Here is a 14,184-nt window from a genome sequence, read left to right as displayed (position 1 = left end):
ATAAGAAAATGATAGCTGGTTTAGACATAGGTAGCAGTCATATAATAGCGATGGTTGGGGACTTAGATGCGCAGGGTAAATTAAATGTACTCGGTGTAGGTAAGAGCGATAGTATTGGTATAGTCAAGGGGGAGATTAAAAATATTACTAAGGCTAAGGACTCTATACTAAAGGCAATTAGTATTGCAGAGAAGAATTCTAATAAATGTATTACAGGTGTGGTTGTAGGCATATCTGGAAACTACATAGATAGCATACATAGGACTCATCATATAATTAGGAATGATGGGGATAGTCTAATAAACGATTACGATTTAAAATTATTAAAAGATCAAGTTTATAATGTACATCCTAAAAATGTCAGTTATATAATAGGTATTATACCTCAGGAGTACAGGATAGATAATGAAGAGGGTGTTTTAGATCCTATAGGAGCTCCTTGCAGCAAGTTAGAAGCTGATTTTAAGGTAATAACTGCCGATAAGAAACCTTATGATATGCTTGTAAGATGTATTAAAGAGACGGGCTTGAATCTTATTGAAGTTGTTTTTGCTCCTATATTCTCTTCTAGTGTTGTTTTATCGGAAAAAGAAAAAAAAGATGGGGTGGTTTTTGTAGATATGGGGGGGGGTATAACTAATTTTTTATTGTTTAATGGAGATGTAAGAGATATTGCTATAGTTCCCTTTGGGGGAAAAGTTATCACCTCAGATATAAAAAAGAGGTTTAATCTAACTGAGGAAGTAGCAGAAAACTTAAAAATAACGGAGGGATCCGTTGATTTTTTTTTAGAAAAAAAAGAGAGTTTTTTATCTGTAAAAATGCAGAGAGGTCCCGATAGATCTATTTCAAAAAGGAATCTGTCTAAGACCATATACTCTAGAATAAGAGAGATATTTGAAATAGCGATGAGTTATGGTGTTTTTAACGAAAATTATAATATTGTTTTCGTAGGTGGGGGAGCTAATACCGAGGGGGTAAGAAATATAGTTAAAGAGGTTACTGGTTTGTATTGTAGTATTGGAGGGTATAGAGAGTTTTTGTCTAAAAGTAATGATATATCTTTGGTTACATGTGTGGGCTTGACACTTGAAGCTATAAAATTATGTAGTAGTACTGATTGCGAAAAGGTTAAAGAAATAGATGAGAAAAAATTGCACATCAAAAACAAAAAGAATTACAGAAATAATTATGATGGAATAGTTGAAAAAATTAATAAATGGTTTAATTATTTGGTAGGCGGTTATGAAAATTCTAAATATTAGTTTGGAAGAGTGTTATGAATAGTGATGAGTTTAGAAATAATATTTCTATTCCATTTAATTTGCCCAAGCATGGTTCTTCGGATATAAAAGTCATTGGTATTGGTGGATGTGGAGGAAATGCTGTCAACTATATGTTGAAAAACGGTATAGACGGTGCTGATTTAATCATCTGTAATACGGACAAACAAGCTCTCAATAGCAGTCCTGTAAGAAACAAAATACAATTGGGCGTTTCTCTGACCGAGGGTAGGGGATCGGGAGGAGATCCTGAAATAGGAAGGAAGTCTGTGGAGGAATCAATTAGCGAGATAAAAAAAGTATTAGAGACTAAAACTAAAATGTTATTTCTCACCTCTGGTATGGGCGGAGGTACTGGGACTGGAGCCAGTCCTATTATAGCTAAATTAGCTAGAGAGATGAATATACTAACCGTAGCTGTTATTACTCTTCCCTTTAAGAGGGAGGGCAAGTTAAGGTCGAAAATAGCGAGAATAGGTTTAGAAGAAATAAGGAAGAATGTAGATTCTCTAATCATAATAAATAATGAGAAACTAAATAAGGTGTATGGTGATTTAAGTATAGTGGAGGCCTATGAAAAATCGGATGAGGTTTTATGTAAAGGGGTCAAAAGTGTAGTTGAGATAGTCTCTAGAAATTTAAAGGTCAATGTAGATTTAAACGATGTCACGAGTGTACTAAAAGATAGTGGAACCGCTGTAATGGGAATAGGAATTGCAAGTGGAGAAAACAGGGTAGAGGAAGCTATAAATACCGCTTTAGATTTTCCTTTGTTAGAGTATAAAAGTATCTTGGGAGCCAAGAAAATATTACTAAAAATAGTCTGGGAGAATGATGCTCCAACATCTAAAGAGATAGATTATATATCTGCTCATATTCAAAATGAAGCTGGAGGTGATGCGTATATTTGTGAAGGTGTTGGAACAGTTGAAGGTATGGGAGAAAATATCCAAATAACAATTATTGCCACGGGATTTGGCATAGGTTTACAAGATAAACATTTAGGATTTGATGTTGATTCCACATCTTTTTTCCATAGAGGGGATGATGCTATCTCTCTCAGTCAAGAGGCACATATATTAAAGATCAATAAGACGAAGATTAATCATATAAAATCTTTTAACAAGAGGATGAGCAATGATGAAATAAAAAAGTTGGAAGATGAACCAGCCTATAAAAGGCTTGAAAGGGATAATTATAATTTCTTTAGGAAAGATACAAAATAACACGCAATCGAAAGCACTGTTTGTAACAGTGCTTGATAAGTAATAAAATTAAAAATAACTTAGATTTTTTTCATTAATTCGTCATTATATAACGATACAATTTATGCAGTACAATACCAGTAAAAACCAATTAATAATTCCAGAGTACGGAAGGCACATACAAGACATGATACACTATGCAGTAAGTGTAGAGGACAGATCAGAGAGAAATAAGGTATCGTTATACATAATAGATGTTATGGGCAATTTATCTCCACATTTTAGAGATGTTAAAGAGTTTCAGCACAAGTTGTGGGTACAATTATTTTTGATGTCTAATTTTGAGTTAGACGTAGATTGTCCTTTTGATTCTGTGTGTAAGAATAGTAAGTTAGAGATTTCTCCTAGAAGGTTGAAATACCCTGTTGAGCTGAAGAAATATAGGTATTACGGTATGAATTTGCGTTATTGTATAGACATCGTAGTTAGTTGTGATGTTCAAGATAAAGATAATTTAATCATTGCCATAGCCAATAATATGAAAAAGTCATATATAAATTGGAATGAAGATGTGGTCGATGACAGTGTCATCTTAGAACATTTGTATGAATTGTCTAATGGTAATATAGATGTGAGGAATAGGGATATAGAATTAGATTATTATAAAAGAGGGGGAACATCTAATAATTCACAGTATAAGACTAAGTATAAACCTAAGGTTAAATCAAAGTAGATGTATTCTTTTAAGGTAGAGGGTGGACACCAGTTATCTGGTGAAATACATCCACAAGGTTCTAAAAATGAGGCGCTTCAGGTTTTAAGTGCTGTTTTAATGACCTCTGAAGAGGTAACCATAGACAATATACCTTGTATTGAGGACGTAAATAACTTTATAGATATTTTATCGAATCTCAATGTTAAGGTCACTAAAAATGGGAGTAATAATTACTCATTTAGGGCAGATGACATAGATATGAGTTATCTAAGGTCTGAGGGATATAGACATAAGGGTGCTTCTTTGCGAGGTTCTGTAATGATTCTGGGAGCTCTCTTGGGTAGATATGGAGAATCTTGTCTGTATAGTCCTGGAGGCGATAAGATAGGCAGGAGAAAATTAGATACTCATATAGAGGGATTTAAGAAGTTAGGAGCTGTTTTTCAATACGAGAGGGAAAAGAAGTTATACACTGTACATGCCAAAAAATTAAAGGGAGATTATATACTATTAGATGAAGCTTCTGTCACTGGAACGGCAAATGTAATAATGGCAGCTGTTTTTGCCCAAGGCACTACTGTTGTATACAATGCTGCTTGTGAGCCATATATACAGCAATTGTGTAAAATGCTCAATTCCATGGGGGCTAATATAAGTGGAATAGGATCTAATATGATAACTGTTGTAGGTGTAGATAAGCTCCATGGTTGTGAACACAAAATTTCACCTGATATAATAGAGGTTGGTAGTTGGATAGGTTTAGCTGCTGTAACTAGATCAGAGATTACCATAAAAAATACAGGATGGGAAAATCTAGGTATAATCCCAGATGTATTTAAAAAGATGGGAATAAGTTTTCATAGGCGAGATGATGACATTTATATTCCACAAAACGATTCTTATAAAATTGAAAGATATATAGATAATTCTATATTTACAATTTCTGATGCCCCTTGGCCAGGGTTTACTCCCGATTTACTAAGTATTATAATAGTTGTAGCTACTCAGGCAAACGGTAACGTCCTAGTTCATCAAAAGATGTATGAGAGTCGTTTGTTTTTTGTAGATAAACTAATAGATATGGGAGCTCAAATTATTTTATGTGATCCACATAGGGCAACGGTAATGGGTTTAAATCATAAATATAGTTTAGTGGGTATAGAAATGAGCTCTCCAGATATTAGGGCTGGAGCTTCCCTTTTAATAGCTGCTTTATCGGCTAAAGGCACCAGTGTTATACACAATGTCAGTCAGATAGATAGGGGGTATGAAAATATAGATGGCAGACTAAATTCTCTAGGGGCTAAGATAGTTAGGATAAAACACGATTAAATAGTTTATAGTTTATCTCAAATTTTGAGGTGTTTTTTTAAATAGTTTTATGAATATTCATTATAACATATGACAGATATATACAGAGATATAAGACCTTTTTTTGATTCTGAAATTCCAGATGTAATAAATGAAATTTCTAGTCATCCTTCATTTAGGGCTTTGGTGAGATATATTTATCCCATTTATGAAGATGAAGATAAGCTTAATGATTTTTTAGGGACTATTAAAACTTCTGATGATTTTATAAGTAAGATAACCTATGTAGGGTTAAAAAAAGTATTAGACAAAGCTGCAGAGAAGATAACCTATTTCGGCTTGGAAAATGTAAAAAAGGACACTTCTTATCTATATATTTCTAATCATAGGGATATATTATTAGATGCAGTCATTTTGAATTTCTATCTAATAGAGAACAATTACGACACATCTAGAATAGCTATAGGAGATAACCTGATAAAGAAACCCCTTATAAAGACATTAGCTAGACTCAATAAAAATTTTTTTGTAAATAGGTCTAGTTCATCTCCTAGAGAGCATTTAGCTAATTCTATGAAGTTATCTTCATATATAAAACAGAGCATTTTTGAGGAAAATATATCTATTTGGATAGCTCAAAAAGGTGGTAGGGCGAAAACGGGACATGATATAACTAATCCTGCTGTATTAAAAATGATTTCTATGAGTAGAGAAAAAGGTCAGGGTATAGTGGATTATTTTCAGTCATTGAAATTGGTCCCTACATCTATTTCATATGAATATGATCCTACAGATAGTCTTAAAATTCCAGAATTATTAGCAAAAGAAAATGAGCAAGAGTATAAAAAACATAGAAATGAAGATATACAGAATGTTGCTAAGGGTCTTTTTGGCCAAAAAAAGAATATATCCTTATCTATAAATAAGCCTCTTTATGAAGAATTAGAATTTGTCAGAGGTATAAAGAGTGAAAATGATAAATATAAGGCTATAGCTAGTATTATAGATAAGGAAGTAATAAAGTCTTATAAGCTATGGCCTACAAACTATATAGCTGCAGATATTATAAATAATACAGACGTGTATACCAATTTCTATACGGAAGATGAAAGAAAGTTATTTGAAAAACGCATCGATATTAGCTCTGCTTTGTTCAAAAATAAAGAGAAGGAAGTAAGACAAAACTTATTAAAAATGTATTCTAACCCTGTATTTAGTTACATAAATATCAGTGATGATGATCTGTAAGTTTTTCTTGAGTGTTAAATAATTTTTAATACCTCATCTACGTAATAATAGACATTTCCTCCTGGAATTGCACCTTCTTTTGTTTTGTTCTTTTTTTTGCCCAATCTACAGATTATGATGTTTTTAGAAGGGATGCAAATTACTACCTGTCCCAGGTGTCCTATCATCGAGTAAAAAATTGGATTGTATTGATAATCTGTCCAAAGAGAGTATCCATATATAGCGGGTTTGTTTTTAAAAGCTTTGTAATTTGGGGTTATCATTTTTGATACAAAGGTGGAGTCTATTAATTGGTTTCCATTCCAATTGCCTTTTTGCATAAGAAGTCTTCCAAGTTTAGCAAAATCTCTTGCGTTAGAGTGCACGCAGCAAAAGCCTTTTTCCATTCCCTTTGGATCGTCTTTAGACCATAGGGCATTACTTCTCATTCCCATAGGTTTCCAGAACTTGAGCGATAAATATTCTGATAAGGATTGTTTTGTAGTTCTCATAATGATAATACTCAATAATTGAGTTACTCCCGAGAGGTATTCGTGTTCTTTTCCAGATTCCTTGTTGAAATTGATACTGAGTATTAGTTTTTCTAGGTTGTTTCCATAATAAGCTTTTGCCATATTACTAAAGGGACTATGGTAATCTTCTACCCAAGAGTATCCCGCTGTCATAGCTGACAGATCTCTTATAGTAGTTTTTTCTGCATGGTCATCACCTATAAATTCAGGCAGAAAATCCGTAATAGGCTGATCTAAACTTTTTATAAAGCCGTCTTGAATGGCTGCACCCAATAAGAGTGTAACCATTGTCTTTGCCATAGAAAAAGAGTTTGTTAAACTATTTTGGTTATAATTATCGAAGTATAATTCCTTGATTATTTTACTGTCTTTAATTATTAAAAAGGCTGTGGTTTCAGATTTTTTTAATTCTTCTTTTAAGGAGTTTGAGAGCTCTATTTGATTGTATTTTTCATCCTTTTCCCATGGCTGAATCTCTGAAGTTTCAATGACATTATATGGAAAGTCTACTCCATCATCAATATTAGAACTCTTCTCTCCTTTTAGGTAGGTCAATCTCACACCGTTAAAGAGGTAAGTATTATCAGTCACAAATATAACTATTACAATAGCGCTTAGTAGTGTTACAAATACTGCTACTCCTTTTAGGAAAATATTTTTTTTCATCTCAAAAAGTATCGTTTATAATTACAAGGGTAAAATTAGTTCATTTTACTAGTGCCAAATGCAAATATTTGTAGTTTGCCTTTAAAATAAAATGCAAGCAGCTAGTATAACTTTTATATATTCGCGGCGTTTTTCTGCGATATGGCACAAGACAATTACGATAAAACCCGTTTGAGATCAGCTTACACTTATGTCGTGATAAGTGTTTCACTAGTTCTTTTGACTTTGAGTATTTTGGGTTTTTTAGTTTTGAATTCTAAATTTTTATCAGATCACATCAAAGAGAATTTGAAATTGTCTATCTTTTTTAAAGAAGATGTAAATAGCTTAGAGCTAAAAAAAATCGAAAAGAGTCTTAGGTTAAGAGAGTATATAAAATCTGTAGACTATATAAGTAAAGATAGGGCTGGGCAGATATTAAAGAGAGATTTAGGAGAGGATTTTATAGATTTTATAGGTTATAATCCTCTTTCGGAGTCTATGGATATAAAACTAAAGTCTTACTATGTTGATCCTGATAATATCAAAAAACTAGAAGATGAATTAATAGATAATCCTATTGTTTTGGATGTGTCTTACGACAGCTATCTGGTTAAAAGAATAGTCAATAACATAAACAAAGTAAGTATGTATCTCATTATAATATCCTCCATATTTATACTAATATCCATTATACTTATCAATAATTCTATTCGTTTAGCTCTCTATTCCAAGAGATTTCTCATAAAGACTATGCAATTGGTAGGAGCCACAGAGTGGTTTATATCTAAACCATTTTTGCTCAAGAGCATCAGTATAGGTATTACTAGTAGTGTTATTTCATCAGCACTATTTTTTTCTGGTTTGTATTATGTAGATAAGGTATTTCCAAATATTATAACAGATAATATGATGACCTTTGTCATTCTTGTATTGGGAATATTTATAAGTGGGATTGTAATTTTGTTGCTTAGTACTTTTATAATGCTAAGGCGCTTGTTACACATCTCAGCACAACAAATGCATTATTAAAATATTATGAATTCTATTTTTGGAAAGAAAAATTACCTATTTATGTTTGCTAGTATAGCATTATTGGTAATTGGTTTTGTCTTGCTATCTGGAGGGGAGGCTTCAGATCCTTATTCTTTTAGTGAAGATATCTTTAATACTAGGAGATTGATAGTTTCGCCGTTTTTTTTGATTTCTGGTTTTTCTATGTTAGTCTATTCTATTATGCTAAAACCTTAATTAATGGGGATAATAGAGTTAATCATATTGGCAATAGTACAAGGGTTGACAGAATTTTTGCCTATATCGTCTAGTGGTCACCTAGAATTAGTTAAAGTTGTTTTGGGATACGATATATCTTCAAAAGACAGTTTACTTTTGACCGTGGTCCTACATTTAGCGACTGTTTTTAGCACTTTAGTTGTATTTAAAAAAGAAATCAAAGATATTTTTTCAGGACTTTTTACTACCAAATGGAATATTCATGCTGATTTTTCTTTGAAAATACTTTTGTCTATTATTCCTTCGACTTGTGTTGGGTTATTTCTGCTCGATGAAATAGAAAAACTGTTTAATGGGAACACTATATTTATAGGATCCATGTTAATATTAAATGGAATTATTTTACTTGTTTTAAACAAAGAACAATATTCATCTAAGCTAATTTCTTTTTTAGATTCATTTTTTATAGGTGTGGCACAGGCCATAGCCATATTACCTGGAATATCCAGATCTGGTTTGACTATTTCAACTGCTGTTGTCCTTGGAAATAACAAGAGAGAATCTGCTAAGTTTTCATTTTTGATGGTGATACCTTTAGTGTTAGCAAAGGGCATAAAGGATATTTCTAGTGGGCAAATGAGTTTTTTAGAGATAAGTAACATAGATTTAGCTATAGCATTTATTGTGTCTTTTTTAACTGGGATTATAGCGTGTAGGTCGATGATAAAATTAGTTGAGAAGAGTAATATTAAATATTTTTCTCTGTATTGTTTCTCAATAGGAACGGTTGTTGTAGTACATGATATTTTATAGATATATATTTCATATAAAATAACATTTTTTAGAAAAAAAATAATGGTTAAGTTTCACAATTTTATAAAATAACATTTTTTAGAAAAAAAAATAATGGTTAAGTTTCACAATTTTAGTGCAGGTCCTGGTATTTTAAATAGAGAAGTTTTAAAACAATTATCAGAATCAGTTTATAACGATAGAGAATTATCTATTGCTGAGATATCTCATAGAGGTAGCAAGTTTGTAGATGTAATGGAAAGGGCCAGGGGTTTGGTCAAAGAGTTATTGGATGTTCCAGAAGGTTATTCAGTATTGTTTTTGCAAGGGGGGGCTAGCATGCAATTCCTCATGGCTCCTGTTAATTTATTACATAAAAATAAGAGAGCAGGATATATAAATACAGGTGTTTGGTCTAAAAAAGCCATAGCAGAGGCAAAAAACGTAGGTGATGTAACTGTTGTGGCTGATTCGTCGGATAAGAATTTTAATTATATACCAAAAGAATATACTGTCCCAAATGATTTAGCGTATTTGCACTATACTTCTAATAATACAATTTTTGGAACTCAATTTAAGAGACATCCAGAGTCTGATGTGTTTTTAGTTAGCGATATGTCATCAGATATATTTAGTAGGGAAATAGATGTATCAAAACACGGACTTATATATGCAGGAGCTCAAAAAAATATAGGTCCTGCAGGTGTTACATTAGTAATAGTAAAGGATGAACTCTTAGGAGATACTGGCAGGGCTATACCTAATATTTTAAATTATAGAAAACATATAGATGCTGGGAGTATGTTAAATACTCCTTCTGTGTTAGCTGTATATACGGTCATGCTCACTCTGGAGTGGTTCAAGAGAGAGGGAGGGGTAAAAGTATTTGAACATACAAGCGAAGAAAAAGCAAATTTGTTATACGATGAAATAGATAGAAATCCACTTTTTGTGGGGAATGCCATGAGAGAGGATCGTTCACTTATGAATGTTACATTTATATTGAAAGATAAGTCAGTAGAGAGTAAATTTGTTCAACTCTGTAAGGAGGCTAATATAGTTGGTATAAATGGACACAGATTAGTGGGAGGGTATAGAGCATCTATATACAATGCTATGACTATTGACAGTGTAAATGTATTAGTCGAGATAATGCGAGATTTAGAAAAAAAATGTTAAAAATATAATAATATGGTAAAAGTTTTAGCTAATGATGGTATTTCTTCAGTAGGTGAGAAGAAGTTAAGAGAAAGTGGGTTTGATATTATAACTCAAAGCGTAAAACAAGATGATTTAATAGACTTTATCAATAAGGAAGAAATATCTGTTTTATTAGTTAGAAGCTCTACAAAAGTTAAGAGAGATATTATAGATAATTGTAAATCTATAAAACTTATAGGAAGAGGTGGGGTAGGTATGGATAACATAGATGTAGATTACGCAAGGGACAAGGGTATAAGAGTTATAAATACTCCTTTGGCTTCGTCTAATTCTGTAGCTGAATTAGTTTTTTCTCATATTTTTTCTATGGTTAGAAATTTACATCAGTCTAATAGAGATATGCCATTAGAGGGGGATACTCATTTTAAATCACTTAAAAAGCGATATGCCTCTGGCATAGAGTTGAGAGGGAAAACCATAGGTGTTATAGGAGTAGGGAGAATTGGAATAGGGGTTGTTAAGATAGCTGTTGGGATAGGTATGAATGTAATAACCCATGATAAAAATGTAGATGAAATATCTTTTGATATGGATTTTTTCGATGGGAGGAAATTACCTTTCAAAATAAAGACATCGACAAAGGATGAGGTTTTAAAGAATTCGGATTTTATCACTTTACATGTTCCAGCTGATGAAAAAAACAGGTCGTTGATAGGTTCTAAGGAGATTTCTATGATGAAAAAAGGAAGTGGAATAGTAAATGCGTCTAGGGGTGGAACTATAGATGAAAAGGCTTTATTAAAGGCTATAGAGGAAGATCATATCAGCTTTGCTGGATTAGATGTTTTTGAAAATGAACCCACTCCAGACATAAAGGTATTGATGAATCCAAAAATATCATTAAGTCCTCATATAGGAGCATCTACCTTAGAGGCTCAAGACAGGATAGGTGAGGAATTAGCAGATGAGATTATAAATATGTTCAAAAAGGATCTACATATAAAGTGTTAGATATAGCTAGAAACTTATATGATATAATAAATTCTGTTCCAGATTATGTTAAACTGGTGGTTGTCTCTAAGAAGAGATCAATAAGAGATATAGAGGAGGTTTATAATGCTAAGCATCGTGATTTTGGGGAGAATAGAGTCAGAGATTTATGTGATAAATATCAAGAGCTTCCAAAAGATATAAGATGGCATATGATTGGACATTTACAAGTGAATAAGGTTAAATACATAGCTCCTTTTGTGGAGCTTATTCACTCTGTGGATAGTTTGAAATTACTCAAGGAAATAAATAAAAGAGCTATACAGAATAATAGAAAAATAAATTGTCTGTTACAGTTAAACATATCTAAGGAAGTTGACAAATATGGTTTTTCAGAGAGTGATTTAAAAGATTTTTTCTTTTCAGAGGATATAGGCCAATTGAGTAATGTGAATATTTTAGGGCTCATGGGTATGGCTACTAATACAAAAGATATAGAACAGATATCTAAAGAGTTTGTTTCTTTGAATAGTTTATTTCAGACTTTTAAAAAGGATTTTGGCTTAAAAATCATATCTATGGGTATGAGCAATGATTACTCTATAGCTATTGAAAATGGAAGCAATATGATTAGGGTAGGAAGGTCTATTTTCGAATCTTAGAGTTATATATAAAAAAAATGGATAAAATACTTATTGTAGACATAGGTTCTCAATACACACAGCTCATAGCTAGGCGTGTGAGGGAGTTAAACATATATTGTGAAATTCATCCTTATAACAATTTGCCAGGTGATATTGACAGTTGGAAAGCTGTTATTTTATCTGGCAGTCCTTTTTCTGTTAATGATGAAAATTCTCCTCATATAGATTTGTCTCATATAAAGGGTCGACAACCTATTTTGGCTATATGTTTTGGAGCTCAGTATTTGGCAAAATGTTTTGGAGGTAATGTCAGCAGTTCAGATAAAAGAGAATACGGAAGAGCTAATCTGACTTATGTAGATAGTAATTCACCTCTTTTTGAAGGTATATCTAATGGGGCACAAGTGTGGATGAGCCACGGTGATACTATTTTAGAATTGCCTAGAAACTCTAAAATTATAGCCAGTACAGAATCGGTAGAGATAGCTGCTTACCAAGTCATAGATGAGTGTTGTTTTGGGATTCAGTTTCATCCTGAAGTGTACCACACTAGTGATGGTGCTAAGTTGCTCAGAAATTTTTTAATCGATATAGTAGGATCTAAAGCTAATTGGACTGCCGACTCATTTGTGCAGAGAACTGTTACAGAATTAAAGGAGAAAATAAAAGATGACAAAGTAGTTTTAGGTCTTTCGGGAGGTGTAGATTCTACTGTTACAGCAATGCTTTTACAAAGAGCTATAGGAGATAGGTTGTACTGTATTTTTGTAGATAATGGCTTGTTGAGAAAGAATGAATTTGAAGAGGTTTTGGAGCAGTATGAGAATATGGGCTTAAATATAAAGGGAGTAGATGCTAAAAACATATTTTTGTCTGCTTTATCTGGGAAGTCAGATCCAGAGGAGAAGAGAAAGATAATAGGTAGGGTCTTCATAGAGGTGTTTGACAGAGAAGCCAAAGAGATAGAAGATGTAAAATGGCTTGCTCAAGGCACTATTTATCCCGATGTGATAGAGTCTATATCTGTAAATGGCCCTTCGGCTACTATAAAATCTCATCACAATGTAGGGGGGTTACCCGATTATATGAAACTGAAAATAGTAGAACCGTTAAAAACTCTTTTTAAAGATGAGGTGCGTGGTGTAGGGGAGATGATGAATATAGATAAGGGTCTTTTGGGGAGACATCCTTTTCCGGGTCCTGGCTTAGCGATCAGGATTTTAGGAGACATCACAGAAGAAAAGGTAGATATAGTTCAAAGAGCTGATAAGATATTTATAGATCATCTAAAAAAGAGTGGTCTTTACGATAAAATATGGCAAGCTGGGGTGATATTACTTCCAGTTAAATCTGTAGGAGTTATGGGAGATGAGCGCACATATGAAAGAGTTATTTCTATCAGAGCTGTTGAATCATTAGACGGCATGACAGCAGATTGGGTCCATTTGCCTTATGATGTTTTGGCCAAAGTATCTAATGAAATAATAAATAATATAAGTGGTGTAAATAGGGTTGTATACGATATAAGTTCTAAACCCCCAGCTACTATAGAGTGGGAATAGAGTATTATGAAATATTTTTTGTGTTGTCTTTTACTTTTCATTAGATTTTTTTCTTTTTCTCAAGAATTAAATTTTAATGTAATGGTAAATAGTGATAGGGTACAAGAGACCGATAAGGATATATATGTCACTATGACAAACTCTATACAAGATTTCTTTAATAATACTATTTGGACTGGCAAGACATATAAATCACAAGAAAAAATAAATTGCAGTGTAATAATTGCTATAAATCAAAGGGGTTCTTCAGGTTATTTTAATGCTTCTTTGCAGATATTTTCTAACAGACCTGTTCATGACGGTTCTTATATCACGCCTGTATTTTCTTTTCACGATAAAGAATTTGACTTTGAATACATAGAGTTCCAGTCTATTGATTTTCAAAAGGATAGTTATATTTCCAATTTATCTTCTGTCTTAGCTTTTTATGCTTATTCTGTAATAGGTTTGGATAAAGATTGTTTTTCTCCTTTGGGGGGAACCGAAGAATTCATGATTGCAAGAGATATAGCTATAATGGCTAGAAATAACGGATATAGAGGATGGGATTCTACACAGAGAAGAAATAGATACAGTGTTATCAAGGAATTATTAGACAATAGAAATAAAGATTTTAGATTGGCTTTTTATGATTATCACATAAATGGATTAGATATCATGTCTACGGATTTGGAAAAGGGCAAGGTTAATATTCTAAAATCTTTAGATGTTTTTAAGAAGTTCAGAGAGTTATTTCTCATTCAAACGCTCATAGAACCTAAGGTAGATGAAATAATAAATATATATGATCAATATACTACTGAGCAACAGAAAAATATGGCCAAAGAAATTCTAACGGACATCACCTCCTTCAAAAGTGATAGTTGGAATAATTAAGCATTCT

The 14,184-nt window shown here is 32.5% G+C and carries 14 protein-coding genes; 13 read left to right on the top strand and 1 reads right to left on the bottom strand.

What is annotated here, in order from left to right:
- Positions 1–8: 8 nt before the first annotated feature.
- The 5 genes from ftsA (at position 9) to JBKA6_RS06165 (ending at position 5,762) form a co-directional block, all read left to right on the top strand.
- Positions 9–1,265 carry a cell division protein FtsA gene (gene ftsA / locus JBKA6_RS06185; protein WP_096686889.1) on the top strand — a complete coding sequence of 419 codons (1,257 nt, stop codon included), beginning with the start codon at positions 9–11 and terminating at the stop codon, positions 1,263–1,265.
- Between the two features lie 14 nt (positions 1,266–1,279).
- A complete protein-coding gene (gene ftsZ / locus JBKA6_RS06180; RefSeq protein WP_096686887.1) occupies positions 1,280–2,509 on the top strand; it encodes a cell division protein FtsZ in 1,230 nt (409 codons plus the stop codon).
- A 103-nt stretch (positions 2,510–2,612) separates the two neighbouring features.
- A complete protein-coding gene (locus tag JBKA6_RS06175) occupies positions 2,613–3,221 on the top strand; it encodes a DUF4290 domain-containing protein (RefSeq protein ID WP_096686885.1) in 609 nt (202 codons plus the stop codon).
- Positions 3,222–4,535 carry a UDP-N-acetylglucosamine 1-carboxyvinyltransferase gene (gene murA / locus JBKA6_RS06170; protein ID WP_096686883.1) on the top strand — a complete coding sequence of 438 codons (1,314 nt, stop codon included), beginning with the start codon at positions 3,222–3,224 and terminating at the stop codon, positions 4,533–4,535.
- Between the two features lie 69 nt (positions 4,536–4,604).
- Positions 4,605–5,762: a 1-acyl-sn-glycerol-3-phosphate acyltransferase gene (locus tag JBKA6_RS06165; RefSeq protein WP_096686881.1), complete on the top strand. Its 1,158-nt coding sequence runs from the start codon at positions 4,605–4,607 to the stop codon at positions 5,760–5,762.
- Between the two features lie 14 nt (positions 5,763–5,776).
- On the opposite strand, the gene JBKA6_RS06160 is transcribed toward JBKA6_RS06165, so the two are convergent.
- Positions 5,777–6,940 (bottom strand): serine hydrolase domain-containing protein, encoded by a 1,164-nt coding sequence (locus JBKA6_RS06160; RefSeq protein WP_096686879.1) that lies wholly within the window; start codon positions 6,938–6,940, stop codon positions 5,777–5,779.
- A 141-nt stretch (positions 6,941–7,081) separates the two neighbouring features.
- Between JBKA6_RS06160 and JBKA6_RS06155 the strand changes: the two genes are divergently transcribed.
- The 8 genes from JBKA6_RS06155 to porD all read left to right on the top strand — a co-directional run bounded on the left by JBKA6_RS06155 (position 7,082) and on the right by porD (position 14,177).
- Entirely contained in the window at positions 7,082–7,951 is an 870-nt protein-coding gene (locus JBKA6_RS06155; RefSeq protein WP_096686877.1) for a cell division protein FtsX, read from the top strand.
- A 6-nt stretch (positions 7,952–7,957) separates the two neighbouring features.
- On the top strand, positions 7,958–8,170 hold the full coding sequence (locus JBKA6_RS06150) for a DUF3098 domain-containing protein (protein WP_096686875.1): 213 nt from the start codon (positions 7,958–7,960) through the stop codon (positions 8,168–8,170).
- A gap of 3 nt (positions 8,171–8,173) precedes the next feature.
- Positions 8,174–8,965 (top strand): undecaprenyl-diphosphate phosphatase, encoded by a 792-nt coding sequence (locus JBKA6_RS06145; RefSeq protein ID WP_096686873.1) that lies wholly within the window; start codon positions 8,174–8,176, stop codon positions 8,963–8,965.
- A 93-nt stretch (positions 8,966–9,058) separates the two neighbouring features.
- Positions 9,059–10,123: a 3-phosphoserine/phosphohydroxythreonine transaminase gene (gene serC, locus JBKA6_RS06140; RefSeq protein WP_096686871.1), complete on the top strand. Its 1,065-nt coding sequence runs from the start codon at positions 9,059–9,061 to the stop codon at positions 10,121–10,123.
- A 12-nt stretch (positions 10,124–10,135) separates the two neighbouring features.
- Complete coding sequence (locus JBKA6_RS06135; RefSeq protein ID WP_096686869.1) at positions 10,136–11,116, top strand: D-2-hydroxyacid dehydrogenase; 981 nt, start codon at positions 10,136–10,138, stop codon at positions 11,114–11,116.
- Positions 11,110–11,757 (top strand): YggS family pyridoxal phosphate-dependent enzyme, encoded by a 648-nt coding sequence (locus tag JBKA6_RS06130; protein WP_096686867.1) that lies wholly within the window; start codon positions 11,110–11,112, stop codon positions 11,755–11,757. Before JBKA6_RS06135 ends, JBKA6_RS06130 begins: the two co-directional genes overlap by 7 nt.
- Positions 11,758–11,774: 17 nt before the next feature.
- Positions 11,775–13,301, top strand: a complete 1,527-nt coding sequence (gene guaA, locus JBKA6_RS06125; protein WP_096686865.1) for a glutamine-hydrolyzing GMP synthase — start codon at positions 11,775–11,777, stop codon at positions 13,299–13,301.
- A 6-nt stretch (positions 13,302–13,307) separates the two neighbouring features.
- Positions 13,308–14,177 carry a type IX secretion system protein PorD gene (gene porD, locus JBKA6_RS06120; RefSeq protein WP_096686863.1) on the top strand — a complete coding sequence of 290 codons (870 nt, stop codon included), beginning with the start codon at positions 13,308–13,310 and terminating at the stop codon, positions 14,175–14,177.
- Positions 14,178–14,184: the final 7 nt, after the last annotated feature.

The organism is Ichthyobacterium seriolicida, from assembly GCF_002369955.1.
Taxonomy (GTDB): domain Bacteria; phylum Bacteroidota; class Bacteroidia; order Flavobacteriales; family Ichthyobacteriaceae; genus Ichthyobacterium; species Ichthyobacterium seriolicida.
The sequence above is the reverse complement of the archived record's forward strand: the minus strand, read 5'-3'. Positions and strand labels throughout refer to the sequence as shown.

Coding starts and splice junctions, on each gene's coding strand:
- JBKA6_RS06135 (WP_096686869.1), top strand. CDS start 10,136: ATGGTAAAAGTTTTAGCTAATGATGGTATTTCTTCAGTAGGTGAGAAG.
- serC (WP_096686871.1), top strand. CDS start 9,059: ATGGTTAAGTTTCACAATTTTAGTGCAGGTCCTGGTATTTTAAATAGA.
- murA (WP_096686883.1), top strand. CDS start 3,222: ATGTATTCTTTTAAGGTAGAGGGTGGACACCAGTTATCTGGTGAAATA.
- JBKA6_RS06175 (WP_096686885.1), top strand. CDS start 2,613: ATGCAGTACAATACCAGTAAAAACCAATTAATAATTCCAGAGTACGGA.
- ftsA (WP_096686889.1), top strand. CDS start 9: ATGATAGCTGGTTTAGACATAGGTAGCAGTCATATAATAGCGATGGTT.
- porD (WP_096686863.1), top strand. CDS start 13,308: ATGAAATATTTTTTGTGTTGTCTTTTACTTTTCATTAGATTTTTTTCT.
- JBKA6_RS06160 (WP_096686879.1), bottom strand. CDS start 6,940: ATGAAAAAAAATATTTTCCTAAAAGGAGTAGCAGTATTTGTAACACTA.
- JBKA6_RS06155 (WP_096686877.1), top strand. CDS start 7,082: ATGGCACAAGACAATTACGATAAAACCCGTTTGAGATCAGCTTACACT.
- JBKA6_RS06145 (WP_096686873.1), top strand. CDS start 8,174: ATGGGGATAATAGAGTTAATCATATTGGCAATAGTACAAGGGTTGACA.
- JBKA6_RS06165 (WP_096686881.1), top strand. CDS start 4,605: ATGACAGATATATACAGAGATATAAGACCTTTTTTTGATTCTGAAATT.
- guaA (WP_096686865.1), top strand. CDS start 11,775: ATGGATAAAATACTTATTGTAGACATAGGTTCTCAATACACACAGCTC.
- ftsZ (WP_096686887.1), top strand. CDS start 1,280: ATGAATAGTGATGAGTTTAGAAATAATATTTCTATTCCATTTAATTTG.
- JBKA6_RS06150 (WP_096686875.1), top strand. CDS start 7,958: ATGAATTCTATTTTTGGAAAGAAAAATTACCTATTTATGTTTGCTAGT.